The following is a 25,863-nucleotide window of genomic DNA, read 5'->3' as shown; positions in this document are numbered from 1 at the left end:
CATCAGTTAAAGAAGGGGATGGAGTAAAATGCAAAATCCAGGATCAGCGGTTTGTTTATTCATAGCAGGTGATTCAACTGCTGCTGATTGTCCGGAGTATGAGGCTCCGATGGCTGGATGGGGGCAGCTGTTCCAGTCATTTTTTACGGGAGAAGAAGCTGTTGTGAACAAAGCAGCGGGTGGAAGAAGCTGTAACAGCTTCATTGAGGAAGGTCGGCTAGATGAAGTTTGGGCCATGATGAGACGTGGGGATTATCTCTTTATTCAGTTTGGGCACAATGACCAAAAATCTTACGGAACAGATCCAGCAACAACCTACCCCTATTACTTGGAGCAATACATTCAAGGGGCGAGGGGAAGGGGGGCATATCCTGTCTTGTTGACCTCTGTCAATCGTAGAAAGTTTGACGAGCAAGGTATAGTGGAGAATACCCTCGGTAGCTACCCTGAGGCTATGATTCATCTAGCCAAACAACTGGAGGTACCGTTAATTGATATGTGGGCAAAGACAAAAGAGCTTTATGAGCATTTAGGAGAAGAAGGATCCAAGAAGCTCTTTGTTTGGCTCGAGAAGGGGGAACATCAAAATTATCCAAACGGTATTCAAGATGACACACATTTCAATGAAAAAGGCGCATATGAGATTGGCAAGCTTATTGCGAATGAGATTAAAACACTAGGGATCGGGTTGGAGGCTTACTTAATCCCTGATTCAGAAAGGAAGATACATAGGTGAAAAAGAAACTGGTTCATGGAGCAGCTTATTATCCTGAATTATGGGATGTACAAGCAGTTGAGATAGATATTAGCTATATGAAGGAAGTGGGCATTAATACCGTGAGAATGGGGGAATTTGCTTGGTCAAAAATAGAGCCGAATGAAGGAGAATTCGACTTGTCGTTCTTTAAGGATATCATAGAGCTCCTCTGTTCAAATGGAATTGAAACGGTCATGTGTACACCAACAGCTACGCCGCCAATTTGGGTGACTCATAACCATCCGGAGAGAATGCATGTGAATCGAGCAGGCAAAAGGATGGTGCATGGTTCAAGACAGCATATTTGCACCAATCATCCTTATTTCCGAGAGCGAGCAGCTCGTATTACAGAAGCGCTTGCCAGTGAGCTCAGCCACTTGCCTAGCGTTATAGCGTGGCAGTTGGATAATGAATTTAAATGTCATGTGGCTGAGTGTTATTGTGAAACATGCCGTTATTTATGGCATCAATGGCTTGAAGAGAAATATCAGACCATTAATGCATTGAATGAAGCCTGGGGAACAGATATTTGGAGTGAATATTACCATTCCTTTGAGCAAATTCCTGTTCCGGAAGCGGCTCCGTTTCTTCATAATTCCTCCTTGCATACAAATTATCAGCTATTCCATACAGAGAAGATTGCGGAATTTGCACAGGAACAGTCTGAAATCATTAGAAGATATTCCAATCGGCCGATCACGCATAACAGCACGCTCTTTTTCTCGGTCGATAATGAAAAGCTGTTTGCCGATTTAGATTTCGCCTCCTTCGATACATACGCTCCTTCTGATGGGTATGGAAACTATTTAATGAACTGTGATGTATGGAGAAATTTGAAGAAAGGAAAAGACTTCTGGGTTATGGAAACAAGCCCATCTTATCCAGCAAGTCTGGAAAGCTGCACGGTTCCACATCCGGAAGGCTATTTAAAGGCAGAGGCAGTAGCGGCCTATGCGCTTGGGGGACAGGCTTTTTGCTACTGGCTGTGGAGACAGCAAAAATCTGGATGTGAGCAGCCTCACAGTTCTATCCTCAGCGCGTGGGGAAAACCAGGAATAGGCTATAAAAATGTCATTGAAGTAGAGAAAGCAAGAAAGGCTATTGAGCCATTCATGATTCATTCTAATCCAAAACAAGCAGAGGTTGCCGTGACATACTCTGATAGAGGAAGAATATTCATGAAGACAGAGCCGCTTAATGGACTTGATTATAAGAACTGTCTGACGGATTTTTATAAGGTCCTGCTGTCGATGGGCATTCATCGTGATCTTATTCCTGAGGATGCGGATTTTGATGGCTATAAAATTTTATTCACCCCTTTTCTCTATCATGTCAGTACGTCCTATATCAATAAAGCAAAAGCCTTTGCGGAGAGTGGAGGAATATGGATTGTCGGCCCGATGTCCGGCGGGCGAACTGAGAATCATACAGTTCATACGGATGCTGGTCTGGGCATGCTTGATGATGTGGCAGGGGTTGAAACGCTGTATTCCTTTCCTGCGGATAGCACTCATACGTATGGTCGGGCTTATGGAGAGACGGAGCTTCTGGGCAAATGGGGAACAGTTTTCAAGCCGCTGGAGGCAATAGCTGTTGGAATCTTATCAGACGGATTGGCTGAGCAAGAAGCTTTTATAACCGAGCGTGCAATCGGAAAAGGTAAGATTGTTTTGCTTGGGGGCATGCCGAAAGGTGAAGAACAAATGCTCTTAAAGAAATTATTTCTTCACTATACTGAAGAAGCCTCGGTAAGACTATGCGGTAATGTAACGGAGGGAACGATTATTGCCCCGCGGGAGCTTAATGACAAGACTTTTTGGACTGTTATCAATATGGATGGAAAGGGTGGCGGAGTTTCCCTGCCGGAAGGAGGAGGCGTTGATTTATTGACTGACGAAACACTGAATAGCGGGTATTTACCTATTGGCAAGTACGAATACCGCTTAATCCGATTGACAGAGGAGTCATAATTATATTGGAGGGATGAAGCATGATACGTGACCATTTAGGATTGAATAAAGATGTCATCAATCAAAGCATTGAATTATTAATGGATAATCTCGTTGGTATTAAAGACAGTAGGGGGGAATATTTATTAAATTTTGATGGTTTGATTGTCGATGATAAAAGCTGGCATGTCTGGAATTGGCCCCAAGGAGTGGGTTTGTACGGGATTTATAAATATTGGAAGAAAACAGGGGATCCTAAAGCTGAAGTCATCCTAAAACAATGGTATGAGGAAAGGTTTAAGGAAGGTCTTCCGCCAAAGAATATTAACACAATGGCGCCGTTCTTAACTTTAGCTTGTCTCTATGAAGATACACAAAATGAGAAATATCTGCCTCATTTAATTGAATGGGCTGAATGGGTGATGCATGACATGCCTCGCACACAGGAAGATGGGTTACAACATATGACTTACGGTCCCGAAAATAAGGAACAGCTTTGGGATGATACTTTAATGATGACTGTTCTCCCTTTGGCGAAAATCGGCAAAACGCTGAACCGGCAAGAATATATTGAAGAGGCTAAAAAGCAGTTTCTCATTCATATAAAATACTTGGCTGACAGGAACACCGGTCTTTGGTATCACGGATGGACTTTCGATGGAAATCATCATTACAGCGGCGCGCTTTGGGGGAGGGGAAACTGCTGGATCACGATTGCTATCCCTGAAGTGATTGAGATATTAGATTTACAGGAAGGTGATTTCTTCAGAGATTTCCTGGTATCCACATTGAAAAGACAAATAGACGCGCTTGTAAAGTATCAGACTGAATCAGGGTTGTGGCATACCTTGATTAATGATCCAGATTCTTATTTGGAAACTTCCTCCTCTGCTGGATTTGCTTTTGGCATATTGAAGGCTATCTCGTGTAGATTGATTGGTAGTGAATATAAGGTGTATGCGTTGCGCGCAGTACAAGGAATATTGAATGAAATTAATGAGGAGGGTACTTTACAAAAAGTGTCTGTCGGAACAGGAATGGGGGATACGTTGGATTTCTATAAAGAAATTCGAATAACCGCTATGCCTTATGGTCAATCGCTCGCTATCCTTTGTTTAGCGGAAATTCTTGATGCGATAGATTGTGGATAGAACTAGAATGTTTCTCTTTGGTTTGTAGAAGAGATTCTTTTTGGGATGCCTGGTATAGGGTTGAGTTTTAGTGAACTGAACAGCTAAATCTTCGGTATTAATCAACATTATTACCTTTTTAGAATTGGACAAGGAGGCATTGAAAATGATTGCATCCTAGGGTGTAGATGAGATGTATTAGGGAGTGTCTGTGGATTCACTTTTCAAATAAAGACACAGAGGAGCAGGAAAGAGAAATAGGGATTCCTACTTAAAAAGTCTTGTCTCCACTGTTAAAAGGGGGCGTCTATCTAATATTTGGATACTAGATTATTTTGATTGATGTAATTATAGGTTATTTAGGTTATTTTCGTGAATTTTGGTAAAATAGAAATATGAGACGTTTCTAAGTAGATTACTGGATATGATTATTGAAAGAGTAGGGATATTCATTCGGAGCTGCCTATCTATAAAATTGAGGGTTTTCGAATAATCAATGTTATGGATCGGCCTTTATAATTGATACAAACTTCACCATTAAAGTCAATTAAGGATGCAATTATCATGGACTTACTGAGGCAGACTTGGAGAAGACACGAAAATAACAACGACCATTCCCAAAACAAAAGGGGAAATGACGACCATGTATAAACTCATTATAGTAGAAGATGATTACATTATTCGCCGTGGCTTGTGCAAAACCATGCCTTGGGAAGAGCATGATTTTTATGTGGCAGGTGACGCAGGGGATGGGAAAATGGCCATTGCATTAATTGAAAAAGAGCAGCCGCAAGTGGTTATTTCTGATATTAATATGCCTTTTATGAATGGGATTGAGATGGCGAAGCTGGTTAAAGAAAAAAGTCCGTCCACGAGGATAATCTTTCTGACGGGTTATGAGGACTTTAACTTCGCGAAGGAAGCAATCAAATTGAGAGCATTTGATTATTTATTGAAACCTGTTGATTCAAACCACCTTCTTCAAAAAACAAAGGAAGCAGCGGCTGATTGGGATAAGGAACAAGCAGATACGAGAAAAATAGAAGCCTCTATCTCTCTTCTTCAGAAGAATTTTCTTCAAAAATTAGCGAGTCAAGGGAAAGAGCATGTAGATATTGAGGGAGAATTGGTAGGACTCGGTATCCATTTGGAAGGCCCTTTCTTTTCTTCGATGCTGATTCACTTTGAGGAAGGCGAAGAATCAGTTAGAGAGCTTAGTATGAAGATTGCAGCAAACATAGTAAGCTTATTGAATGTAAGTGATGGAGTCGTTCTCCATGCCGGGGAGAATGAGATGGCTGTTTTTCTATCGATGGAATCAAAGGATGATAAAAAGGCGGAGCAATTAGCCAAGCAGCTCATAAGCCAAAAGAGAAAAAAATCTCCTATCATGACCATTACACTAGGAAGAGCATATAATCATTTCTTCGAGCTGAGCAATTCCTACTTAGACTGCAGGCTCGCGATGGATATTCGTCATATTATGGGAACAGGGCATATCTACTCCATCGATGATGCTTTATCTGACCATCAAAATGGCAAGGAAGAAGTGAAGATGTACGAGTCGGAGCTTGAGGAACAGATTCGTTTGGGACTGCCTGGAGTGGTTAGCAAGACACTTGAAGAATTAGAAAAGGCGATATTTATATGCAAGAATTTGACTTTGACAGAAATAAAAATATTGGCCATTAAATATAGCTCTATGCTATTTTACGAGATTGAGAAGTGGAAGAAGGAAGAGACGAGTAGGTTCGATTCCTCTAAATATTATAAGGACATCATGGGACTGACATCACTGAATGAAATGATGACTATTCTTCAGCACTTGGTACTGGAATGGGCAGCATTAATTAATAAAGAGAATAAAAATCAGTTTACATTAGTTGATCAGGCCATTGAATACATGAAGGAATCGTATCATGAAAGCGGGTTGACTCTCTCAAAGGTGGCAACTCAGGTGCATGTAAGTCCGCCTTATTTAAGCAACTTATTTAAGGTAGAAAAGGGCTTCAATTTCGGAGATTACCTCCTTGAATTAAGGATGAAAAAAGCGATTGAAGTTTTAACAACTGAACATGTGAAAACGTACGAAGTTTCCGAGCGCGTCGGCTATAATAACCCTCAATATTTCAGTATCTGTTTCAAGAAATATACTGGTTATACACCTGCTGAATTCCGGAAGAAGCATCGTGAAAATGTTCATTTTTTTTAGAATAAAGTTTAATATGTTAATGGATTTCCAGGCATATATTTATCTCCTTTCCCACATCCGATATAATCAAAATATACCAATTTATATACTAAAATACCTAAAATACAGCGTTGGGGTGATCGGATGAAAAAGTTGCAAACGCTAAAAAAAATAACGGATTGTGGTGTGGTGGCTGTTGTCCGTGCGGATACGAAGGAAGAAGCCATTAACATTTCATCTGCATGTATAGAGGGCGGCATTAGCGGGATTGAAATCACATTCACTGTTGCTGAAGCAGATTCTGTCATTAAGGAACTAGCCCGGCTGCATAAAGATAGCCAGGAAGTAGTCATCGGAGCGGGAACGGTTCTAGATGCAGCTACTGCCCGATTAGCCATATTATCCGGTGCTCAGTTTGTTGTGAGTCCCGCCTTTGATATTTCAGTCGCTAAATTATGTAACCGCTATCAAATCCCTTATATGCCTGGCTGCATGACCATATCTGAAATTGTTCAAGCATTAGAGGCAGGGGTAGACATGATTAAACTATTCCCTGGAAATACGCTGAAGTCTGAATTTGTCAAAGCAGTAAAAGGACCGCTTCCAGACGTGAATATCATGCCAACAGGAGGAGTGAGTCTTGACAATGTACAGCAATGGATTGAGGCGGGCTGTGCGGCTGTCGGTGTTGGAGGGAATTTAATTGCCCCGGCCAAAACGGGCGAGTTTGGGAAAATCACAGAAATGGCTCAAGCTTATGTAGAAAAAGTTCGAATAGCAAAGGGAGCGTAATGGTAATGAAGAAAGTCGTTACGTTTGGGGAGATTCTGCTGCGATTTTCTACTCCCCCGGGAGAAAGGTTGTTTCAGACTGGCCTTATACATACTCATTTTGGCGGTGCTGAAGCAAATGTAGGCATATCATTGTCCCATTTCGGTCATGATGCTTATTTTGTCAGTAAGTTGCCTGAAAATACTATAGGAAAAGCAGCAGAGCAGCATTTGAAAACCAATGGGGTTCATACGGACTTCCTCTTAAAAGGAGGGAATCGCTTAGGAACCTACTACGTGGAATCTGGCATTGGACCAAGGAGCGCTCAAGTAACCTATGACCGCCAGTATTCAAGCGTATCTCAGCTTGAGGCAGAGGAAATCGATTTTGAGAAAGTCTTTAGAGGAGCGACTCTCTTTCATGTATCGGGCATAACGGTAGCGCTATCACCAAAGATGAAGGAGATTGTTCTGCAATCGTTAGTAAAAGCGAAGGAATACGGGGTCCAAACGAGCTTTGACTTTAATTACCGTGCTAAGCTTTGGAGCCAGAAGGAAGCGGCAGAAACGATTCAATCCTATCTCCCATACGTTGATATATGTTCATGTGCTGAACTCGATGCAATCTACTTGCTCGGAATCGAGCAAGCAGAACCATCTCTAAAAGCCGTAGAGAAATTGACCTATTACTATGAAAAAATACAGCAAATATATCCTAATATTCAAAGCTTATATTCTACGTTCCGTGAGGTGTTTTCTGCATCTAGAAATAACTTGCAAGGCAACTATTATACAAGTGGGCGTATGTATCAATCAAAAGTGTATGAGATTGAGCCGATAGTGGATCGTGTTGGCGGTGGGGATGCCTTTGCTGCAGGCATTCTGCATGGAATTCTTGAAGATTGGAAACCGGAAGAAATCATTTCTTTTGCTACTGCAGCCGCTGTCTTAAAGCACACCGTTTACGGGGACTGCAATGGTTTTAAGGCAGAAGAAATTAAACAGTTCGAGAGTAGTAATCCCGGCGTGATTAACAGATAAGCTTATCATTATTTGAGGAGGAAGAAAAAATGGAAACACGTTATGCTAACCATCCTGATGAAATTAAACGATATACGACTGATGAATTACGCAAGCATTTTCTGGTGGAGACACTTTTTGAAACGGGTAAGGTTCATTTGACATATACACATGTGGATCGGATGATTTTCGGCGGTGTAACACCAGTTGAAGAGGAATTAACAATCAAGCTTGATAAAGAACTAGGTGTCGAATATTTTCTGGAGCGCCGGGAATTAGGCATCATTAACATAGGCGGGTCGGGGTCTGTTTTATTAGATGGCGAAGAATATAATATGGACCGCAGGGACGGTCTTTATGTTGGAAAAGGGACAAAGGAAGTGTATTTCCGTTCTAAGGATCCGAAGAATCCGGCTAAATTCTATATTAATTCGACACCTGCGCACCACAAGTATCCAACGGTTAAGATTGACATTAAAGCGATCACTCCACTTGAAGCGGGAGAGCCCGGCACCTTAAACGAACGGAAAATCTATCAATATGTTCATCCGAATGTTTGTGAAAGCTGTCAGCTGCAAATGGGATTAACAATGCTATCGCCGGGAAGTGTCTGGAATACGATGCCATGCCATACGCATGAACGCCGCATGGAGGTCTATTTATATTTCGATATGGAGCAGGATACGCGCGTGTTTCATTTTATGGGTAAACCGGAAGAAACGAGACATTTGGTGATGAAGAATGAGCAAGCAGCTATATCTCCGAGCTGGTCCATTCATACGGGAACTGCGACCAGCAATTATACTTTCATTTGGGGAATGTGCGGTGAAAATATTACGTATGGAGACATGGATCATGTGAAAATGGAAGATTTGCGTTAAGAATTGAAGCAGATAAGGAACTTTAAACAAAGGACCTTATCTTTAGGCATCAATATAAATACTATAGGAGGTATTTTATATGTCAGTAAAGCTCAATGATTTTTCGTTGGATTTTTTTGCTTTAAAAGGGAAAGTCGCTATTGTAACAGGCGGTAATACTGGGTTAGGGCAAGCATATACGGTCGCACTTGCGAAAGCAGGAGCCGATCTTTTCGTTATCACTCATGGAACGAATTGGGATGAAACAAAAGAGCTCGTAGAAAAGCAAGGAAGAAGAGTGGAATTCTTTCAAGCGGATTTGTCGGATAGAAATTCCATTCAAGAACTCGTGAAGGCTTGTCTGTCTGCTTATGGCCGTATTGATATTCTTGTGAATAATGCCGGTACGATTCGGCGGTCTCCCTTGGTTGAGTACAAGCCAGAAGATTGGGATGCTGTTATAGACCTCAACTTAAATGCTGTGTATTTCTTAAGCCAGGAAGTAGCTAAGGTAATGGTGGAACAAAAAAGCGGAAAGATTATTAATATTGCCTCCATGCTTTCCTTCCAAGGGGGTAAATTTGTACCGCCATATACTGCTAGTAAGCATGCCGTGGCAGGGCTTACACGTGCGTTTGCCAATGAATTGGCTGATAAGGGAATCCAAATTAACGCCATTGCTCCAGGTTATGTGGAAACGGCGAATACCGCACCAATTCGAGCAGATGAACAAAGGAATAAGGAGATTCTATCTCGTATTCCTGCAGGCCGCTGGGCAGCGCCAGCTGATTTAATGGGAGCTGTTGTTTTTTTATCAAGCCAAGCATCAGATTATATGAATGGCCACATCCTTGCAGTTGATGGCGGATGGTTAGCAAGATAAAGTGGTCCAATCTATGGCCGTATCATGATGGAGTGTGATACGGCTTTTTAAATATGACTAAATGGAGGTGTGGGATGATGAAAGCGAATATTGGCATAAGAGCTCATGACATGGAAGGCTTGCCTTTAGAGCAGCTGACAAAGGCAATCTCAGCGAAAGGATTAACGTCTGTCCAGTTAGCGCTGGCTAAGTCATTTGGCGATTATTTCGATACGGGCTCAGGATGCTTGAGTCCGGGATATGCCCATCAAATTTTTCGTGCATTCCAGAAAGAAGATGTACAAATCGCTGTATTAGGCTGCTATATCAATATGATTCATCCGGATGACATGGAAAGAAGGAAGGCTCTTGATCGTTTCAAAGAGCATATTCGGTTTGCTCGGAGTTTTGGCTGCAGCATTGTCGGAACGGAAACAGGGAATGTAAATGCGGACATTGTTTATACAGAAGATAATTTCGGGGAATCCCCATATCAAAGGGTGCTAGAGAGTGTCACAGAACTTGTGGAGGAAGCGGAAAAGTTTGGTGTCATTGTCGGCATTGAAGGGGGAATCAATCATCCGATTCATACACCTAAGCGAATGAAACGATTACTAGATGATATCAAATCCAATAATATTCAAGTCATATTTGACCCGGCCAACTATTTGACCCCGGAGAATTATTTGCATCAAGAAGATGTATATGAGGAAGCCTTTGAATTATTTGGTGATCGAATAGTTATTGTGCATGCAAAGGATGTCGTTGTTAAGGAGAATTCGATTCAAATGGTGCCGGTGGGTACCGGCCAATTGAATTATGATGCAGTCTTCCGGTATTTCAAACACAATAAACCATTTATTAATATATTGCTTGAAGATACTAGAGATCCTTACATTGACCAATGCGTAACGTACTTGCAAGAAAAATATGAACAGGCATGATAGCAAAAGTAATTTTCGAATCTCATATGATATTTCGGTAGGAGCAGCTTGGATAAAATAAGTTGTTATTGCATGAGGAACGATTAAGGCAGTAAAAGGTTTGAAAATCAAAATTTTTGCTGCCTTATACTAATAATAGTGGAGTAAATTAGATCATTATGAATGGAGACTAAAAGAATTAGCTAAGGCTTGTTATGTGACACATTTAGAAGATTTGCTTGAATAATTAAAAATCGAACCAATCCTTTCCCACCCATTCCCAAATGTACTTACATTTAACCAATGCTTCACCGATTCGTTTAAATTATAATTAAATTGTGAATAATTTAACAAATTGGAGGAGATTTGTGATGATGTATTATTTGCCAAGCAGAAACTTGTTAGGAAGAGGCTGCCTCAATGAATTGGGAGGAGAAATCAAATCCTACGGTTTTAAGAAAGCCTTTGTGGTGACGGATAAAGGATTGAGCAAGAATGGAATCCTGAAAATGGTGACAGATCAGCTTGAGAAGTCAGAGATTGATTATGTTGTCTATGATGAAGTCAGTCCAAATCCGACGACAAGACAGGTACATAATGGTGTGGAAGTATTGCAGGAAGAGGATTGTGATTTCATTCTGTCTGTCGGCGGCGGTTCTCCTCAGGACTGTGCAGCGGCAATTAGCATTATTACAACAAACGGCGGGGATATCCGCGATTATGAAGGCTTACATAAATCCAGCCGTCCTGGCTATCCGACGATTGCGGTTAATACGACAGCCGGTACATCTGCTGAGATTACGATTAACTATGTAATCACTGATGAAGACCGCGGAGTGAAGATGGTTTGTGTGGATAAAAACAGCATTGCCCTGTTGTCTGTCAGCGATCCAGAGTTAATGGTTAATAAACCGGCCGATCTTACAGCTGCGACTGGCATGGACGCTCTTACACATGCCATTGAAACGTTGGTGACTCCAGGAGCTAACCCTGTGACGGATGCGACTGCGCTTGAAGCGGTGCGTATTATCTTCAAGTATCTTCCTGCTGCTGTAAAGAACGGTCATGATTTGGATGCCAGAGAGCAAATGACATATGCATGCTTCTTGGGCGGAATGGCTTTCTCGAATGCCGGACTAGGCTATGTACATGCGATGGCCCATCAGCTTGGCGGGCTTTATGATCTTCCACACGGTGTATGTAACGCTATGCTTCTTCCAATTGTCGAGAAACGTAACGCAAAATATGCGCCTAAGAAATTCCGCATGATTGCTGAAGCACTTGGCTTCCCGCAAATAGCTCAGACAGATGAAGAGGCAAGTGATTTCGTGATTGAGAAGATCAGAGAGCTTGCGGCAGAGGTTGGCATTCCAACTTCCTTGAAAGAGCTTGGCGTCGAAAATCCAGATTTGGACACTTTGGCGGAAAACTCCTTGAAGGATGCTTGTGCACCTGGCAACCCTTATATGCCAACTAAAGAAGAAACCATTGAAATGTTTAAGGAAATCCTTTAATCATTTTACTGGGCAATATATTGCCCAGTTTTTTTATGTTCTGGCTGCTTTATTTTCAGATAAGAAAAACAAGAAAACGCTTATAAAACATTTGCGTTTCTCTGAAGAACCTGTTACTATAAAGAAGAATTATTTTTGTTTGTTACGGTTGAAAGTTGAACAATATTTCGTCTTTACGATCGATAAGCAAGGATAGTAATACAATGTGCTATCGCACTAGGAGGCAACAAACATGGAACAAGGTAAAGTTAAATGGTTTAACGCAGAAAAAGGTTTTGGATTTATCGAACGTGAAGGTGGAGACGATGTATTCGTTCACTTCTCAGCGATCCAAGGTGAAGGATTCAAAACTCTTGACGAAGGTCAAGAAGTTACTTTCGAAGTAGAACAAGGTCAACGCGGACCACAAGCTACTAACGTTCAAAAAAACTAATATAAGTTTAACTTATCGGAACAGACCCAATCACTTGGGTCTGTTTTTTTTTGACTTTACTAATGGAGGAGAGACCATGCAAATAATGCTTGAGAAGTTTCAAATAGCGGATTTCGATTTGTATTATGCACTTGTATCAGAAGAACGGGTTATGGCCCAGATTACTGAGCGGGCCATTCCTTTAGAAGAGGCTGAGATTAACTTCCATGCATTGCTTAAACGCAATCAACAGGCTGAGAAGACCGGCTCCTATAAAATATATGATCAACAGACGCTGGAGTATATTGGGCTTGGGCATATTACCCCTGATGATGATTTAAGCGGTGAGGCTGAGCTGGGCTATATGATTCTGCCACAGTATTGGGGAAAGGGATATGGATCTGAAATTGCCAGAGTGCTGCTTGTTAAAGCGGGTGAGGCTGGAATGACAAGTTTGAAGGCAATCATCGACCCGGATAATATTCCTTCAAGAAGAATTCTGCAGAAACAAGGTTTTATTTCAGAAAAGATTGGTGAAATTGATGGACTGCCGGCGGAAATTCTGCGTAAATCACTAAATGCTGAATAAGCACAAAAAAGCCCTGCTGAAGCCAGCAGGGCCATGTAAAATGGTAAGTAAAATGTTATGCAGTTTTAGGTCTCTACGAGTATAGCATATTCCCTCCTAATATGCGACAAAATTTGTGTTTTTCGACATACAGAAAGAGATACTACCTTTCGTATTCTTTAATTAGGGGGACTATATAGATAGAAGGGATGAATGATTGACTGGCATAATAGGGAGAATGATGGGTTTTTTTGGGTATTTGAGAATAACATCGAAAAAACTCGACTTTGCATGTATAATGAATGAGAGATTTCGAAGGTAGGAGGAACGGTTACCAATGCAAATGGCTTTAGTAATATTATTTGCGGCTTCCGCGGTGTTGTTTGTCGCTTCATTTGTTAAGATGAGAAAACAAGCAAAAGACGATCAAAAACAAATTGATACATATTACGCGGTTATGCTGGATGAAACAAATCAATTAAAAGAGCAGATCCGCAAACTTGAAATGGATGAGGAAATTACCGCTCAGGAGGCAGGCGTTATGGGCTTGAATTCTGAAGAACGCCATACAATGCGTAAGATGCTGGACCTTTATAAGAGGGGTTATTCCATTAAGAGCATCGCGGTCCAAACGAAACTGTCCGAGCAGGAAGTAGAAGAGATCCTAGCTCCTTATGAATCTGGAAGGAACAAAGGGAGGAAGCTGGCAAATGACGCATAAAGTAATGAGCAGCTTCGCCTCAGGAATCTTACTTGCCTCATGCATTCTTGGGGGAGTTTATTTCTTCTCATCCGATGATGCGGGAGCAGAAGAGACTTCCGGAAAGAAAGAAACGGCAAAAGCAACAGAGACCGAGACAGTTACCGAGACACCTGTTTTATCTGCAGAGGATATGAAGACTCAGTTGGAGACGGAAGGATATGTGGTCTTGACTGATGAAGAATATTTGAACGAGATTGAAACAGCTGAGGAGAAAGCAAAGGCTGAGGCAGAAAAGGCCGCGGCTGAGAATTCCGAGAAGGTTGTCTATAAAACGGTTATTAATGTTGCAAGCGGCATGACAACGTCCGATGTAGCAGAAGTCCTTGTAGCCGGAAATATCATTAAGGATGCATCCAGCTTCGTTAAGGCTGTTGAAAGCAAGGGTGTTGCGAACAAGCTTCGCCTAGGTGTGTTTAAGGTCGATAGCAAGATGTCTGTTGATAAGATTATTAGTATGATTTTCAAAAGCTAATAGAATAAAAAGAACAGCGCTCAAGGATTTTGAGCGCTGTTCTTTTTGGTTTATTATTTTGTAACGGCTCCCTCTTTAACAGCCACTACATCAAAGATGCTGATTTTATTGCTGATGATTGGGGATTCTGTTTTCGCCTCTGAAGAGCCTTCTGCCGGGCGTGCGTGAGATTTCTTGAAGGAATCACTGTTTCTCCAAGTCTCGAAGCTTTCTTTGTCTTCCCAATACATATTGACGCTTAGTTCATCTGTTTCTTCCACGCCTTGTGTTAAAAGAACTTCCACGCGGATGAATCCTTTAAATGTTTCTAAGTCATTTTTCGTGAATGCTGCTCCCATTTTTTCGCCAAAGCCTTTTTTCGTTTGGAATTTGTTTTGAACGACGATCATACTATCAATCTCCTTTGTTTGAGTTGTGGAATGATGACTGGATAGTCCTCATCAAAATGAATCTTTGCAGTAATATTATAAACCTTCTGTAAAAAAGATGCAGTGAGAAGCTCTTTTGGTTTTCCTTGATCTATGAGACATCCCCCCTTTAAAGCAATCATGTGATGGCTGTAAGCAGCGGCCTGCTGAAGGTCGTGAAGGACCATTACAATGGTTATTCCATATTGATCGTTAATTTCCTGCAGCATCTCCATTAAATCAAGCTGGTGGGCCATATCTAAATAAGTTGTTGGCTCATCGAGCAAAAGGATATCCGTTTTTTGCGCAAGGGCCATCGCGATGCGTGCCTTTTGCTGTTCTCCTCCTGACAGCTCATGGAACATCCGGCTTTCATGCTTCTTCGTGCCGGTTATATCCAACGCCCAGTCAATGACAGCCTCATCCGCCGCTTTACTGCCCTTGTGTAGAAACGAGTGATGCGGAGAGCGCCCGTAGGAGACGAGTTCCCTGACGCATAAGTCCGGAAGTTCTTCCTTCGATTGTGGGAGCATGGATATGGTCTTGGCAAATTCCCGCCTTTTGTATGTATGGATTGGTTGATCTTGAACGAGAATTTCTCCCTCATCCATCCCCATTAATTGTGCCGTAATCTTCAGGAAAGTAGATTTGCCAGATCCATTTGGTCCAATAATGGCTGTCATTTTCCCTTTTGGTATCACAAGACTGATATCCTTCAGCTGAAAGAAGCCTACTCTTTGGCACAGGTTACTCGCTTCAATGGCATTCATCCTACCAATCTCCTTTTCTTTAATAGAATCATAAAGAACGGGGCGCCGAGCGCTGCCAGCAATATGCCGACCGGCAGTTCAATCGGGTCAAACCAAGTTCTTGCAATCGTATCGGCAAAGACAACGAGTGCCGCACCACCTAATGCTGAAAACGGCAATAAGTAGCGATAATCGCTTCCAATCAAGATGCGGATGATGTGCGGAATGACTAACCCGACAAAGCCGACCAATCCTGCAACACTGACAGCAGCACCGGCAAGAAAGGAAGCGAGCAAAATGATGGTCAGACGTGTCAATTCGACTCTTTGTCCGAGCAGCTTGGCCGAATCATCGCCCAGCATGAGCAGGTTGACCGGCTTAATGGCAAAGAATGATAGAGCTAGACCGATGAGTGCATACGGATACATAAATTCAAGATGATACCAGCTCCGTCCGCTAAGACCTCCGGACAGCCAGGAAATAACGGACTGGACACGATCGCTGTAAATATTCATGATGCCGTTTTGAACAGCACTTAAAAGGGCGCTGATAGCAACCCCTGCTAAGATGATCTTAAGCGGGGAGGCTCCCTTGTCCCAGGCGAGGAAATAAATGACGAGTGATGTCAAGAATGCCCCAGCAAAGGCAGCAAGCGGCAATAAATAGGAGAGGGCTGGGAAGATAAGCATAATCACGCAAGCTGCCAAGCCGCCGCCTGCCGTAACGCCGATAATTCCTGGGTCTGCGAGCGGGTTTTTCATAACACCCTGCAAGAGGGCGCCTGATACAGCTAAGCAGGCACCCACTAACAATCCAATGATAACTCGCGGGAGACGAAGGTCCTTTATGATGGTTTCCTGCACGTCTGTCCCCTGATTGGTGAGCGTATTCCATACATCGCCTAAAGATATGGGCACTGAGCCATATGTCAATCCATAGAAGGAGGCAAACAGCAGGAGAACCGGCAATACTAGGGTGAGGATCCTTCTTCTCATTGTTCGCTGTTCAATCTTCATGGTCATTCTCCAGCATTCAAGATTTCATCTAAATAAGAAATGGCTTCTGTTACTCTTGTGCCAGGGTTCGTGCCGAATAAATCAGCTGGGAGAATTTCGACCTTTTCATTCTTGACGGCATCAATCTTATTCCAAGCAGGGTTTTCAGACATTTCCTTCAGGAAACCGGCTTTTACTTCCTCAGGGTTGCCATGAGTCAGCAAAAATACATGGGTTGGATTCGCCTCCACAATGCGCTCTGTATTAAGCTGGGCATATTGCGGATATTGTTCGAGTGCAGGGTAATCAGAGGCGATATTTTGGCCGCCTGCAAGTTCAAGCAGATTCCCGCTCAATGAATTCGGGAGGGCAGCCATGTATGTACCAGGTGCACCGTATACAAGCAAGGCCCGCTTTTCGTTGTCCTTGCTGTCGGCTTTTACTTTGCTGATTTCGGCATCTATCTCTTCATTTAATGTCTTTGCTTTTTCTTCCTTTTGCAGTAAATCCCCATAAAGAGTGATTTGGTTCTTAATTTCTTCAACGGAATTAGCGGATGTGAGAAGAGCTTCTGCTCCGATTGATTCAAAATTCTGAATATCCTTTGCGTTCATCGGGTTATTTCCAATCACGACATCAGGCTTCAAACTGGCAATCTTCTCAAGGTCGAATTCATGAGTGGAACCAATCTGTACAGCATTCTTATAGGGCGCATCTGCTTTCTCATGAGAAGATGTCGGCCGTCCGGCAACCTCGCCGCCCAGCGCATAAATAATATCCATATCTCCACCGCTTAAGGACACAATCTTCTCCGGTACTTGATCAAAGGAAACCTCACGTCCGGCAAAGTCAGTCAGGACAATCGCTGTAGCTGATTTTCCTGTTCCTTCTGTTTTATTTGAGCTTTCCGCATCCTCAGAGCCACAGGCGCCAAGCAGAAGGGCCATGGCTAACGCAGGTAAAATGAATGTTTTTCGCATGTTGTTCCTCCTTTAAGATTTAAATGGTTGCGAATGATAATCATTATCAATAATTATGATAATCGTTATCAATTAGGCTGTCAATTCTTAATTTGAAATTTTTTGAAAGTTTCCTAGTAAAGACCATATGGGGATTATTCTCTTATATAATAGATAGAAAATATGGGGGGATTGGATGATTAAGGCCATTTTGTTTGATTTAGACGGCACTCTGCTCGACCGAGATCGGTCCGTCAAAGAATTTGTTGAGAACCAATACGACCGCTTAATCTCGCCATCAAAGCCTGTTTCTAAGGGTGTCTACGTGTCTCGTTTCCTTGAATTGGATAATAGGGGCTATGTATGGAAAGACCGCGTATATGAGCAATTGGTTCATGAGTATCACATGACTGAAATCACATCCGAGAGCCTGCTTCAGGATTATTTGAATCATTTCAAGGATTGGTGCATTGCGTTTCCTCACATGCTGGACATGCTCCAGAGTCTTAGAGAGAAGCAGCTTCTGCTAGGAATTATTTCAAATGGGCGCGGCCGCTTTCAAATGGATGCGATTTGCGGGTTAGGAATTAGGGAGTTCTTTGATGTGATTCTTCTATCAGAATGGGAAGGAATAAAGAAGCCTGACCTGCATATTTTTTTAAGAGCCGCGAATCGGCTAGGGGTGTCTCCGCATGAATGTGTATTTGTCGGTGACCATCCACTCAATGATGTGAGGGCCGCTCAAAAGGCAGGAATGAAGACCATTTGGAAAAGAGACGCTAATTGGCAAGAGCCTGAAGCAGGCATCTTCATCAATGATTTAGTCGAAATTCCGCTTCTTGTCGAAAAACTAAGAGGAAATGAAGCAGGAGATGTCGTATAAAGTAGAGAATCCAAAAATGATGAAGGAGTGGGTAGCATGGCGAATGGAGTAGAGGATTTCTATTGTGATGAAGTGCTGAACGGAAAGACAGAGGTTGAGAAGGTATGGGAGACGGAAGACACCTTGGCATTTTACCATACACGTCCGTTTTATGAAGTACATATCGTCGTCATTCCAAAAAAGCATATTGTGTCATTGGTTGACGTCAAACCAGAGGAGAAGGATTTAATGATTGATCTATTCTCGGTGATTCAGATAGTATCAAAGCAAGTAAATGATGAATATGGAGCCTGTACGGTATCAACAAACATCGGTGAATATCAAAGCAATAAGCATATGCATTGGCATGTGCATTATGGGGACCGCATTAAATTGGTGGATGGGACTTGGTGCTGAAGGGGGCAGCTTATTCAACTATCGATATTGAAAAGGGGAAAATCTCATGGATTATTTAATTCTGGCTCTTTTTATCCTCATTTTAATATCACTTACTATCATTTCCTTTGTATTGTTTAAAAAGAAAAAAGTAAATCTTATGGTATCAGGGATCATAATTATGCTACTTGGTCCGGTGATTGGATTTTCAAGCGGTGCATTATTTCTCCATTTCTATGATTGGAGTTCTGGCGGTACTGGGGAAGGCGCAGGCTTTGGCGGGGCTATATTAGGACTTGTCACAATCGCTAATGGGGTTCTTATTTTCTTGATTGGAATGATTGGGTGGATGCTAACCTTATTTCGGAAAATAACAAATTGAGAAGAACAAGTGAAGCTGCTTCCTTTCTGGAAGCAGCTTTTGCATGCAAACTATAGGTTAGCCTGGCTGTTTTCATAAATTGATTATTTTTGAAAATAACAAGAGAGTTTCAGAAGAATATGGTAATATAGTTTTAGAATATAGTCGGGAGGCCGTTAGCTTATGGAAACGATAGCTCTTTTATCAATCATTCCTCTATTGATCAATTTAGGAATACTTGTTTTTGCCATTTACCCCGCATTAACGGACAGTAAGACTCCCGTATAAAGCGCTTAAGCAAATCAAGAAGTATGGGTGGTAGATCAACTGTCCGTAAAAGCCCGATTGGTTCAACTAACCATCAGCGGGGATGAGCTGATGGAAGTTTCACTTTATGTCACCATAACCATCTTAAAGCTATTCAAACAAAAAATGAATATTTAAAGGAAATTCGTGATGAATGGAAGAAAAATAATCGTGCCAATCAACTCTAAGACCCAATGAAAGATGAACCTTTCAAGAAGAATATGGATAAAAAAACCAGGGACGTTCCAATGTGAACATCCCTGGTTTTTGTTTTAAGCGGCAGGCTTCAAGAGGCGATTCTTTAGAATCAGGACAAAAAGAACGAGTCCGATGGACATGATAATATGTCCCATACCTGAAATTCCTGAGACAGAGGCATTCAGCCCTGATGACAAAACGAGACTGCCCTTCAGCTCAAGAACAGAAAGAACGCCTCTTACGGTCATGGCCGCCGTGGAGACACCTAGTCCGATATGATAGGTGATGAAGAAGAATTGGAATAGGTCATCCTTTGTAATCTCACTTATTTTTTCAAATAAGAGGGCAGCTAAAAAGAATAGAAAACCTAAGGAAAAAAGATGGCCATGCACCTTGCCGAGCGCGGTCGTTTCATAAATGCCGTTCAGCTTCGTAAATTCCCTGAAGAATAGGCCGCTGATTAGCGCGAGGGCCATATAAGTAACAGCAGAATAGTAAAGCTTTTTCATAACTTCTCCTTCTTTCTTTTTTTAATACTATTTTAACATAATATTAGAAACAAAGAGAAAAAGCCGCCCTTTTGGGACGGCCTGATCGTTAATTCATGTATAGATTTAAGAACTCTGTCACTTTTTTCTCATAGGTTTCCGGGTTTGCATCATAGGCATTGCCATGCTCAGCGCCGGGTACGATGTAAAGCTCCTTTTCTCCATTCGCTGCTTCATACAGCTCATAAACCATCTCCACTGGTACAAAGGTGTCATCTTCACCGTGGATGAAGAAAATCGGCAGGGATGTCTTCTTGATTTGTTCAAGCGCGGAGGCCTCCTCAAAGGAATAGCCGGCACGCAGCTTTGTCAGCATACTGGTGCTTTGGATCAGCGGGAAGCTTGGCAGTCCGTACATTTCGCCCATTTGGTAACTGAGGATATCAAGTGCGGATGTGTAGCCGCAGTCTGCGATTACTGCCTTTACTTGTTCAGGAAGCTCCTCGCCGCTTGTCATCATGACGGTCGCGCTTCCCATCGAAACGCCGTGAAGGGCAATTTCGCTCTTATCCCCGTTTCGCTCGATCACATAGTCAATCCACTGGGCATAATCCTTACGCTCATGCCAGCCGAAGCCGATATAATCGCCCTCGCTCTTTCCATGCCCGCGTGCATCGGGCATTAACACATTGTAGCCAAGCACCTCATGGTAATACTTCGCATAGGCAAACATGCCAGTGGCCCGACCAGAGTAGCCGTGTGCAATAATGACGGTTTGATTCGTTTCCTTCTCTGCAGGTAAATAATAGCCTGCTAGAGTAAGGTTATCGTAGGAGGTGATTTCTACCTCTTCAAAGCTGACCGCTTTTGCCCATTTTTTTGCCTCTGTCTGCAAGGTTTTTGGAGTCGAGACAGCAAGGTTCGGGTCAGAGTTCAAGAAATCCTTCTCCGCACGCTGTACCGCTACATTGTAGAAATAAAAGCTCGCAACAATAATCCCGGCGATAACCAGGGCGAGGATGATGGAGATGATGATGATGGTTTTCTTCATTGCAATGTCTTTTTGTCCTCCTGTGTTTTCTTAGTATAGTAGATTAGAAAAATGAGCTTGTATAGGCTTCCTCGGAAATTTCAAATAATTGCTAAAAGGGCACGAAAAGAGGCGTAATCAGGAGGTCAATTGCACATTTGCAGTCCTTCTAGTTTAATCCTTTTATAATATTAAAATAATGAAATGAGCTGTAAGCTATTCTTGCTTCTCGATAAACCGCTTGATGATGGGCAAATCAGGCGGACTGATTTGCTCCGGCAAACAATCGAGCGCGAAGAAGCGGAGGGCGGCAACCTCTTCCGTTTGCGGCTTCAGTCTCCCCTTATATGTTCGGCAAAGAAAGGCGGCAATGACATTGTATACTTCATCGCCATGCGGGTATGTATAGTGGAACTCCTCTCCAGAGAACAGCCCGAAGAACTCTAAATTATCTGCGGTTAGTCCGGTCTCTTCAAGCAATTCCCTGCCTGCTGCGTCCTCTAATGATTCCATTAACTCAAGCGATCCTCCTGACAGCCCCCAATGGCCATTATCTTGGCGGAGCTGCAGCAGGAGCCGGTCCTCTGAATCCAGGACAAGAACTGCTGTCCCAACCATTAAAAGCGGCCTGCTGCCGACAATCTTGCGTAATTCCATTATATACCCCATCATCAATCCCTCTTTCAAAACATTCTCTTTCACCAATATAATTCAATTTCTGCCCTGCTTGAAGTTTTTTGAAACAAATTGTAAATAAATTACCATTGAATGCGAACGTATATTCGCTTATGATTGTGGGTATAATGAATGCGAACATATATTCTGTTTTTGAAAAAGAGGGTCTTAGGATGGATTATAGCAAGTTGCCAAATGATTATGTGATGTGTATAGATATGAAAAGTTTCTTTGCGAGCTGCTCAGCTGTGATGATGGGACTCGACCCGCTTGAATGTTATTTAGCGGTGGTCGCCAATACGGACCGGAGCGGGTCAGTCGTTCTCGCTTCTTCTCCGAAGATGAAGAAGGAATTCGGCATTAAGACGGGTTCAAGGCTGTATGAGATTCCGAATGATCCGCGAATTCAACTGGTCAATCCTAGTATGTCCACTTATTTGCGAATCTCGACGGAAATAAGTCGATTGTTCAATCGGTATGTACCGAAGGACTCCATCCATACATATAGTGTGGATGAAAGCTTCCTGAAGGTGAACGGAACAGGACGGCTATGGGGAGATATTTGGGAAATTGCGGAGAAAATCCGGGATGAGATTGACCGGGAGTTTCAGCTGCCATGCGCAGTGGGCATCGGCCCGAACATGCTGATGGCAAAGCTGTGCCTCGACCTTGAGGCGAAGAAGAAGGGCATTGCGGCTTGGGGATATGAGGACGTCCAGACAAAGCTGTGGCCAATCTCCCCGCTGAGCGAAATGTGGGGAATCGGCAAGCCGCTTGAGCGCAAGTTGAATGCGATGGGTATTTTCTCAGTCGGACAGCTTGCCCGCTACGACCTCGCTGCTCTGGAGAAGAAATTCGGTATTATGGGCAATCAGCTTTACCATCATGCCTGGGGAATTGACTTATCTGATATAGGCGCCCCGATCATGGAAGGGCAGGTCAGCTTTGGCAAGGGCCAGGTCTTATTGCGCGATTATAAAGAACGGGAAGAGATCAAGCATGTGATATTGGAAATGTGCGAAGAGGTAGCCAGGAGGACCCGCCAAAGCGGAATGGCCGGGCGGACGGTCAGCCTTGGCGTTTACTACAGCAAGGATGAATTCGGCGGCGGCTTTCACCGTTCCATCACAAGGGAGATGCCGACCAATATTACGATGGATATTTATGAAATGTGCCTCCTCTTGTTCGAGAAATTCTATACCGGCAAGACGGTTCGAAAGCTGTCCATTACGCTCTCAAATGTAACGCCTGACCAGGAAATGCAGATTAGTCTTTTTGACCAGGATGGCTGGCGCAGGAGAGAGCTTGGCTTTGTTATGGACCGCATGCGCCGTAAGTATGGATCAGATGCCATCCTGCGGGCTGTTTCCTATACCGCGGCAGGCACGGCTAAGCAGAGAAGTACATTGGTCGGCGGACATAAAGCATAAGTTTGGAGGGACATCAGATGATTCGGGACCGAGGGAAAATCAAATGGACATCATTAATGCTGCCTGAGCATGTCTCCCTGCTGCGGGAATGGGCCCAGGAGGACAGCTATGAAATGAGAAATGAACTGGATGAACAGAAGATAGAGGAGATCAATCAAATCATTGCAGAAGCGATGGAATACGGGACAGCTGTGCGCATCACCTATTATAAAACTAATGCTCGCCGGTACGAGTCGGTGGAAGGGTACATTCACTTCTGCAATGACCAGGCGAGGAAGCTGCATATAGCCGGAGAAGGCGGCGAGATCTATTTCGTACCATATGCGGAATTGACGGATGTCCAATTGATTGGCGAAACAAGGTAAGCATAGTGGAAATCCGGCATAGAATAGAAGGATGAGAAGGAAATGGACGTCACGCAATGGAAATTTGAACAAAAAGGGGGAATCTGCAGAAAAAATCCTATAATTAGACAAAATCCCCGATAATAGTATACTATAATTATAGTAAGACCATGCTATCTTAAGGAAGCTGGTTAACTATCGGCAATAAAGAGAAAAAATGCCGCTACCTGTGATTCTCGAAGGCTAGTCAAGGGATAACACAATAAAAAGGGGTATAGGATAAAATGGAAAAAGAAAAATATAGTACGATCTATGAAGCACCATACGGAATGGTCATCGGAGAACTCAAAAAAGAGATGACGAAACAAGATGCTGTAGCGCTTGGACAGCGGTATTGTGAAGAACACGGCTTTAAATATAAAGGCACATACAATGGCGACGAAGCTGTTGCAGCCTTACAGAACCTAATCGAAAAACATAGAGCGACCAAATTGCATTAATGATAAAACGCTTTCATTTTTTGTGGGGGCATGGCGGTATTCAGACGGAATGCCGCTTTTTTGTGTCAATAGGGCAAGATAAGCATGGAAGAAGGAGGTCGTGGAATGGAAATTACATGGACAGAGCGTGCAATTGAAAAAGTGAACGAGCAGCTTGAAGGAAGAGAAGGATATTTCCTCCTGAAATATGAAACGGAAGGCTGCGGCTGCGTCATGAGCGGTGTATGGAATCTGTTTGTTGAGAGTGAGGTGCCGGATGGTGTGAAGCTGTGGGAAACGAATGTGTATCCGGTTTACATTAACCCGAACCACGAGGTTTTCTTGGATGAGTTGCTCATCATTGATTACACGGACGGGGCCCGGACGTTCCAGCTGAAAAGCCCAAATCAATACTTGAATCCGATGATGTCATGCAGGATTGGGGTATAATAGAGAAATAAACGCTGCCGATAGATACCGGCAGCGTTTATTTTATTTCCCGATAACAGTCATATTCCGCACCTTTCCTGCCTTTATGATGACGGGATAAGCAGGAGATTTATGCTGTTTGTCAGCGATTTTGATTACATAGGCCCCAGGCTTTAGGCCGCTGAGGCCGAACCAGCCGTTCCCATCGGTCTTAATGGTTTTCTTAAATCCTTTTGCTCCCTTTATTTCTAAAACAGCATCTGAAAGGTCCTGTTTTTTGATTGTCCTTGCTTGTCCCATTAAATAGCCGCTTTTCGGCTTTGTTTTCCATTTCATTTCAGGGATTGCTGCTTTCTCAGGGAAGACAGCAGCCTGCTGCTCCGTCCCATTCACAAGAGCATCTAAAAAGGCACCGCGGGGCTCATTGTTCATATCAGTGACCGCATAGCTGTAATAGCTCACCCCGGCAAGCTTGCGTCCCTCCGCGTCTGGTGCGAGGGCGCGTCTTGTTTGGGCGAGTGTCGAATCAATTGAATTGAGGTAAGCAGCAGGGCCGGCCACAATCTGCCGGTTGAATTGATTGGTTTTCTGGAAGGAAATCCATTGATCATACCATTGTCTCTGGCTCTCGATATGTTCTCTGTCATAGTTCATCGGTATAGCTATATCAATAATTTCATCCCGAAGCCAGCCCTGCCAGTCCTGGAACACCTCGGTCATGGTGCGGGTATTATTGTACTCCTCCTGTGTTCTTGGACCTGCTCCCCAAGCGATGGTGGCGCAGGATACCTTGACATGAGGATTTACGGCAATCGCCTTTAGATAAACTTTTCTGACGAGGGAGTTAATTTGCTCCCTTCTCCAATCAGCCCAATCAGGGTCAGTTGGTTCCGGTATCATGTCTGTTTGGAATGCCTCCTGATAGCGCTCGATGCTCGTTGGGTTATATCCCCAATCTGTCCCCATATATCGGGCTAAATCGAGGTGAATTCCGTCAACGTCGTATTGCTTCACGACATTCACATACTGTTCCACCGTATAGTCCAATGCATCAGGATGGCCTGGGTCAAGTACATAATCTGCCCCGGAGCGCATCGCTCCATCCTTATTCGTCATCAGCCAGAAGTCGTCTCCCTCGGCAGACGGACCATGGGTGTTAAAAACATGATCAGGGCTTGCAGGCGGGGTGAGGGAATTCCAAATCGGCAAAGTGGCTAACCAGGCATGAACCTCAATGCCCCTTGCGTGTGCTTTCGTAATTAAATCCTCCAAAACATCAAAGTCTTGCTGTAAGGCAGGATCCTGAGTCCTCGGCTCCAGCGCTTTGTTGAAATAGGCATCGCCTCTTCGGCGAACCTGCACAATGACCGCATTCGCGTTAGCGGCCTCCACATCCTCAATCAACTGGTCCACTTGGGCCTCTGTTTTAAATCCATCATGAAAGGCATCCACCCAAAAGGCGCGGAATTCACCTTGGACGGTTTCAGCAGACGCAGGGGAAGGGAGCAATCCTGAAAGCATCAAAAGGAAGGCAAAGAGAAGAAACAAAAGCTTTTTCATATTC

General features: G+C 43.2%; 30 protein-coding genes. 22 read left to right on the top strand and 8 right to left on the bottom strand.

Annotated elements, in window-relative coordinates; genetic code table 11:
* Positions 1–28 precede the first annotated feature (28 nt).
* From ACY8DX_RS13630 to ACY8DX_RS13565, 14 genes are all read left to right on the top strand, one after another.
* A complete protein-coding gene (locus ACY8DX_RS13630) occupies positions 29–736 on the top strand; it encodes a rhamnogalacturonan acetylesterase (RefSeq protein ID WP_462405407.1) in 708 nt (235 codons plus the stop codon).
* On the top strand, positions 733–2,727 hold the full coding sequence (locus tag ACY8DX_RS13625) for a beta-galactosidase (protein WP_462405406.1): 1,995 nt from the start codon (positions 733–735) through the stop codon (positions 2,725–2,727). The genes ACY8DX_RS13630 and ACY8DX_RS13625 overlap by 4 nt, the downstream gene beginning before the upstream one ends.
* A 20-nt stretch (positions 2,728–2,747) precedes the next feature.
* Positions 2,748–3,857, top strand: a complete 1,110-nt coding sequence (bglB, locus tag ACY8DX_RS13620; protein ID WP_462405405.1) for a beta-galactosidase BglB — start codon at positions 2,748–2,750, stop codon at positions 3,855–3,857.
* Between the two features lie 622 nt (positions 3,858–4,479).
* The gene (locus ACY8DX_RS13615; RefSeq protein ID WP_462405404.1) at positions 4,480–6,048 is read left to right on the top strand and encodes a response regulator; all 1,569 of its coding nucleotides are present in this window, start codon (positions 4,480–4,482) and stop codon (positions 6,046–6,048) included.
* A gap of 123 nt (positions 6,049–6,171) precedes the next feature.
* Positions 6,172–6,819, top strand: coding sequence for a bifunctional 4-hydroxy-2-oxoglutarate aldolase/2-dehydro-3-deoxy-phosphogluconate aldolase (locus tag ACY8DX_RS13610; protein WP_462405403.1), 648 nt, complete (start codon positions 6,172–6,174; stop codon positions 6,817–6,819).
* A 5-nt stretch (positions 6,820–6,824) separates the two neighbouring features.
* Positions 6,825–7,838 (top strand): PfkB family carbohydrate kinase, encoded by a 1,014-nt coding sequence (locus tag ACY8DX_RS13605; RefSeq protein ID WP_462405402.1) that lies wholly within the window; start codon positions 6,825–6,827, stop codon positions 7,836–7,838.
* 29 nt (positions 7,839–7,867) lie between these two features.
* Positions 7,868–8,698, top strand: a complete 831-nt coding sequence (kduI, locus tag ACY8DX_RS13600; protein ID WP_462405401.1) for a 5-dehydro-4-deoxy-D-glucuronate isomerase — start codon at positions 7,868–7,870, stop codon at positions 8,696–8,698.
* Positions 8,699–8,777: 79 nt separating this feature from the next.
* Entirely contained in the window at positions 8,778–9,560 is a 783-nt protein-coding gene (gene kduD, locus ACY8DX_RS13595) for a 2-dehydro-3-deoxy-D-gluconate 5-dehydrogenase KduD (RefSeq protein WP_462405400.1), read from the top strand.
* Between the two features lie 77 nt (positions 9,561–9,637).
* Positions 9,638–10,483: a sugar phosphate isomerase/epimerase family protein gene (locus ACY8DX_RS13590; RefSeq protein ID WP_462406946.1), complete on the top strand. Its 846-nt coding sequence runs from the start codon at positions 9,638–9,640 to the stop codon at positions 10,481–10,483.
* A gap of 350 nt (positions 10,484–10,833) precedes the next feature.
* Entirely contained in the window at positions 10,834–11,976 is a 1,143-nt protein-coding gene (locus ACY8DX_RS13585; protein ID WP_462405399.1) for an iron-containing alcohol dehydrogenase, read from the top strand.
* A gap of 232 nt (positions 11,977–12,208) precedes the next feature.
* Positions 12,209–12,409 (top strand): cold-shock protein, encoded by a 201-nt coding sequence (locus ACY8DX_RS13580; protein ID WP_049670461.1) that lies wholly within the window; start codon positions 12,209–12,211, stop codon positions 12,407–12,409.
* Between the two features lie 76 nt (positions 12,410–12,485).
* Positions 12,486–12,977 (top strand): GNAT family N-acetyltransferase, encoded by a 492-nt coding sequence (locus tag ACY8DX_RS13575; protein ID WP_462405398.1) that lies wholly within the window; start codon positions 12,486–12,488, stop codon positions 12,975–12,977.
* 316 nt (positions 12,978–13,293) lie between these two features.
* Positions 13,294–13,677, top strand: a complete 384-nt coding sequence (locus ACY8DX_RS13570; RefSeq protein WP_049670463.1) for a hypothetical protein — start codon at positions 13,294–13,296, stop codon at positions 13,675–13,677.
* A complete protein-coding gene (locus tag ACY8DX_RS13565) occupies positions 13,667–14,191 on the top strand; it encodes a hypothetical protein (RefSeq protein ID WP_049670464.1) in 525 nt (174 codons plus the stop codon). The genes ACY8DX_RS13570 and ACY8DX_RS13565 overlap by 11 nt, the downstream gene beginning before the upstream one ends.
* Before the next feature lie 53 nt (positions 14,192–14,244).
* Here ACY8DX_RS13565 and ACY8DX_RS13560 read toward each other — a convergent pair whose 3' ends face one another.
* From ACY8DX_RS13560 to ACY8DX_RS13545, 4 genes are read right to left on the bottom strand one after another with little or no spacing between them, the layout of a single operon-like run.
* Entirely contained in the window at positions 14,245–14,580 is a 336-nt protein-coding gene (locus ACY8DX_RS13560; RefSeq protein ID WP_049670465.1) for an antibiotic biosynthesis monooxygenase, read from the bottom strand.
* On the bottom strand, positions 14,577–15,368 hold the full coding sequence (locus ACY8DX_RS13555) for an ABC transporter ATP-binding protein (protein WP_049670466.1): 792 nt from the start codon (positions 15,366–15,368) through the stop codon (positions 14,577–14,579). The genes ACY8DX_RS13560 and ACY8DX_RS13555 overlap by 4 nt, the downstream gene beginning before the upstream one ends.
* On the bottom strand, positions 15,365–16,369 hold the full coding sequence (locus ACY8DX_RS13550; protein WP_439801960.1) for a FecCD family ABC transporter permease: 1,005 nt from the start codon (positions 16,367–16,369) through the stop codon (positions 15,365–15,367). The genes ACY8DX_RS13555 and ACY8DX_RS13550 overlap by 4 nt, the downstream gene beginning before the upstream one ends.
* Positions 16,366–17,322, bottom strand: a complete 957-nt coding sequence (locus ACY8DX_RS13545) for an ABC transporter substrate-binding protein (protein WP_439801961.1) — start codon at positions 17,320–17,322, stop codon at positions 16,366–16,368. The genes ACY8DX_RS13550 and ACY8DX_RS13545 overlap by 4 nt, the downstream gene beginning before the upstream one ends.
* Before the next feature lie 175 nt (positions 17,323–17,497).
* On the opposite strand from ACY8DX_RS13545, the gene ACY8DX_RS13540 reads away from it, so the two are divergent.
* The 4 genes from ACY8DX_RS13540 to ACY8DX_RS13525 all read left to right on the top strand — a co-directional run bounded on the left by ACY8DX_RS13540 (position 17,498) and on the right by ACY8DX_RS13525 (position 19,364).
* The gene (locus ACY8DX_RS13540) at positions 17,498–18,184 is read left to right on the top strand and encodes an HAD family hydrolase (RefSeq protein WP_049670469.1); all 687 of its coding nucleotides are present in this window, start codon (positions 17,498–17,500) and stop codon (positions 18,182–18,184) included.
* A 36-nt stretch (positions 18,185–18,220) separates the two neighbouring features.
* Positions 18,221–18,580, top strand: a complete 360-nt coding sequence (locus tag ACY8DX_RS13535) for an HIT family protein (RefSeq protein ID WP_049670470.1) — start codon at positions 18,221–18,223, stop codon at positions 18,578–18,580.
* Between the two features lie 46 nt (positions 18,581–18,626).
* Complete coding sequence (locus tag ACY8DX_RS13530) at positions 18,627–18,941, top strand: inner-membrane translocator (RefSeq protein WP_462405397.1); 315 nt, start codon at positions 18,627–18,629, stop codon at positions 18,939–18,941.
* 294 nt (positions 18,942–19,235) lie between these two features.
* Complete coding sequence (locus ACY8DX_RS13525; protein WP_462405396.1) at positions 19,236–19,364, top strand: hypothetical protein; 129 nt, start codon at positions 19,236–19,238, stop codon at positions 19,362–19,364.
* Between the two features lie 134 nt (positions 19,365–19,498).
* On the opposite strand, the gene ACY8DX_RS13520 is transcribed toward ACY8DX_RS13525, so the two are convergent.
* The 3 genes from ACY8DX_RS13520 to ACY8DX_RS13510 all read right to left on the bottom strand — a co-directional run bounded on the left by ACY8DX_RS13520 (position 19,499) and on the right by ACY8DX_RS13510 (position 21,611).
* Positions 19,499–19,933 (bottom strand): DUF2871 domain-containing protein, encoded by a 435-nt coding sequence (locus ACY8DX_RS13520; protein ID WP_462405395.1) that lies wholly within the window; start codon positions 19,931–19,933, stop codon positions 19,499–19,501.
* An 88-nt stretch (positions 19,934–20,021) separates the two neighbouring features.
* Positions 20,022–20,963 (bottom strand): alpha/beta hydrolase, encoded by a 942-nt coding sequence (locus tag ACY8DX_RS13515; RefSeq protein WP_462405394.1) that lies wholly within the window; start codon positions 20,961–20,963, stop codon positions 20,022–20,024.
* 195 nt (positions 20,964–21,158) lie between these two features.
* Positions 21,159–21,611: an NUDIX hydrolase gene (locus ACY8DX_RS13510; RefSeq protein ID WP_049670474.1), complete on the bottom strand. Its 453-nt coding sequence runs from the start codon at positions 21,609–21,611 to the stop codon at positions 21,159–21,161.
* A 179-nt stretch (positions 21,612–21,790) separates the two neighbouring features.
* Here ACY8DX_RS13510 and ACY8DX_RS13505 point away from each other — a divergent pair, with 179 nt between their 5' ends.
* From ACY8DX_RS13505 to ACY8DX_RS13490, 4 genes are all read left to right on the top strand, one after another.
* Positions 21,791–23,047 carry a Y-family DNA polymerase gene (locus tag ACY8DX_RS13505; RefSeq protein ID WP_462405393.1) on the top strand — a complete coding sequence of 419 codons (1,257 nt, stop codon included), beginning with the start codon at positions 21,791–21,793 and terminating at the stop codon, positions 23,045–23,047.
* A 17-nt stretch (positions 23,048–23,064) separates the two neighbouring features.
* Entirely contained in the window at positions 23,065–23,412 is a 348-nt protein-coding gene (locus ACY8DX_RS13500) for a YolD-like family protein (protein ID WP_462405392.1), read from the top strand.
* 263 nt (positions 23,413–23,675) lie between these two features.
* The gene (locus ACY8DX_RS13495) at positions 23,676–23,891 is read left to right on the top strand and encodes a hypothetical protein (protein ID WP_049670477.1); all 216 of its coding nucleotides are present in this window, start codon (positions 23,676–23,678) and stop codon (positions 23,889–23,891) included.
* Between the two features lie 105 nt (positions 23,892–23,996).
* Positions 23,997–24,320: an iron-sulfur cluster biosynthesis family protein gene (locus tag ACY8DX_RS13490; protein WP_053103729.1), complete on the top strand. Its 324-nt coding sequence runs from the start codon at positions 23,997–23,999 to the stop codon at positions 24,318–24,320.
* A gap of 42 nt (positions 24,321–24,362) precedes the next feature.
* Here the strand turns inward: ACY8DX_RS13490 and ACY8DX_RS13485 are convergent, their stop codons facing one another.
* Positions 24,363–25,859 (bottom strand): family 10 glycosylhydrolase, encoded by a 1,497-nt coding sequence (locus ACY8DX_RS13485; protein ID WP_462405391.1) that lies wholly within the window; start codon positions 25,857–25,859, stop codon positions 24,363–24,365.
* Positions 25,860–25,863 lie beyond the last annotated feature (4 nt).

Source organism: Gracilibacillus sp. Marseille-QA3620 (assembly GCF_054950035.1).
Note: the sequence above shows the minus strand (reverse complement) of the source record. Positions and strands in the feature narration are given on the sequence as shown.

Excerpts from the sequence above, each read along its gene's own strand:
- ACY8DX_RS13580 (WP_049670461.1), top strand. The coding sequence starts at position 12,209 with ATGGAACAAGGTAAAGTTAAATGGTTTAACGCAGAAAAAGGTTTTGGA.
- ACY8DX_RS13550 (WP_439801960.1), bottom strand. The coding sequence starts at position 16,369 with ATGACCATGAAGATTGAACAGCGAACAATGAGAAGAAGGATCCTCACC.
- kduD (WP_462405400.1), top strand. The coding sequence starts at position 8,778 with ATGTCAGTAAAGCTCAATGATTTTTCGTTGGATTTTTTTGCTTTAAAA.
- ACY8DX_RS13560 (WP_049670465.1), bottom strand. The coding sequence starts at position 14,580 with ATGATCGTCGTTCAAAACAAATTCCAAACGAAAAAAGGCTTTGGCGAA.
- ACY8DX_RS13495 (WP_049670477.1), top strand. The coding sequence starts at position 23,676 with ATGGAAAAAGAAAAATATAGTACGATCTATGAAGCACCATACGGAATG.
- ACY8DX_RS13630 (WP_462405407.1), top strand. The coding sequence starts at position 29 with ATGCAAAATCCAGGATCAGCGGTTTGTTTATTCATAGCAGGTGATTCA.
- ACY8DX_RS13610 (WP_462405403.1), top strand. The coding sequence starts at position 6,172 with ATGAAAAAGTTGCAAACGCTAAAAAAAATAACGGATTGTGGTGTGGTG.
- ACY8DX_RS13505 (WP_462405393.1), top strand. The coding sequence starts at position 21,791 with ATGGATTATAGCAAGTTGCCAAATGATTATGTGATGTGTATAGATATG.
- ACY8DX_RS13515 (WP_462405394.1), bottom strand. The coding sequence starts at position 20,963 with ATGAAGAAAACCATCATCATCATCTCCATCATCCTCGCCCTGGTTATC.
- ACY8DX_RS13565 (WP_049670464.1), top strand. The coding sequence starts at position 13,667 with ATGACGCATAAAGTAATGAGCAGCTTCGCCTCAGGAATCTTACTTGCC.
- ACY8DX_RS13545 (WP_439801961.1), bottom strand. The coding sequence starts at position 17,322 with ATGCGAAAAACATTCATTTTACCTGCGTTAGCCATGGCCCTTCTGCTT.
- ACY8DX_RS13530 (WP_462405397.1), top strand. The coding sequence starts at position 18,627 with ATGGATTATTTAATTCTGGCTCTTTTTATCCTCATTTTAATATCACTT.
- ACY8DX_RS13520 (WP_462405395.1), bottom strand. The coding sequence starts at position 19,933 with ATGAAAAAGCTTTACTATTCTGCTGTTACTTATATGGCCCTCGCGCTA.
- ACY8DX_RS13510 (WP_049670474.1), bottom strand. The coding sequence starts at position 21,611 with ATGGGGTATATAATGGAATTACGCAAGATTGTCGGCAGCAGGCCGCTT.
- ACY8DX_RS13535 (WP_049670470.1), top strand. The coding sequence starts at position 18,221 with ATGGCGAATGGAGTAGAGGATTTCTATTGTGATGAAGTGCTGAACGGA.
- ACY8DX_RS13585 (WP_462405399.1), top strand. The coding sequence starts at position 10,834 with ATGATGTATTATTTGCCAAGCAGAAACTTGTTAGGAAGAGGCTGCCTC.
- kduI (WP_462405401.1), top strand. The coding sequence starts at position 7,868 with ATGGAAACACGTTATGCTAACCATCCTGATGAAATTAAACGATATACG.
- ACY8DX_RS13575 (WP_462405398.1), top strand. The coding sequence starts at position 12,486 with ATGCAAATAATGCTTGAGAAGTTTCAAATAGCGGATTTCGATTTGTAT.
- ACY8DX_RS13485 (WP_462405391.1), bottom strand. The coding sequence starts at position 25,859 with ATGAAAAAGCTTTTGTTTCTTCTCTTTGCCTTCCTTTTGATGCTTTCA.
- ACY8DX_RS13570 (WP_049670463.1), top strand. The coding sequence starts at position 13,294 with ATGCAAATGGCTTTAGTAATATTATTTGCGGCTTCCGCGGTGTTGTTT.
- ACY8DX_RS13500 (WP_462405392.1), top strand. The coding sequence starts at position 23,065 with ATGATTCGGGACCGAGGGAAAATCAAATGGACATCATTAATGCTGCCT.
- ACY8DX_RS13540 (WP_049670469.1), top strand. The coding sequence starts at position 17,498 with ATGATTAAGGCCATTTTGTTTGATTTAGACGGCACTCTGCTCGACCGA.
- ACY8DX_RS13590 (WP_462406946.1), top strand. The coding sequence starts at position 9,638 with ATGAAAGCGAATATTGGCATAAGAGCTCATGACATGGAAGGCTTGCCT.
- bglB (WP_462405405.1), top strand. The coding sequence starts at position 2,748 with ATGATACGTGACCATTTAGGATTGAATAAAGATGTCATCAATCAAAGC.
- ACY8DX_RS13490 (WP_053103729.1), top strand. The coding sequence starts at position 23,997 with ATGGAAATTACATGGACAGAGCGTGCAATTGAAAAAGTGAACGAGCAG.
- ACY8DX_RS13615 (WP_462405404.1), top strand. The coding sequence starts at position 4,480 with ATGTATAAACTCATTATAGTAGAAGATGATTACATTATTCGCCGTGGC.
- ACY8DX_RS13605 (WP_462405402.1), top strand. The coding sequence starts at position 6,825 with ATGAAGAAAGTCGTTACGTTTGGGGAGATTCTGCTGCGATTTTCTACT.
- ACY8DX_RS13555 (WP_049670466.1), bottom strand. The coding sequence starts at position 15,368 with ATGAATGCCATTGAAGCGAGTAACCTGTGCCAAAGAGTAGGCTTCTTT.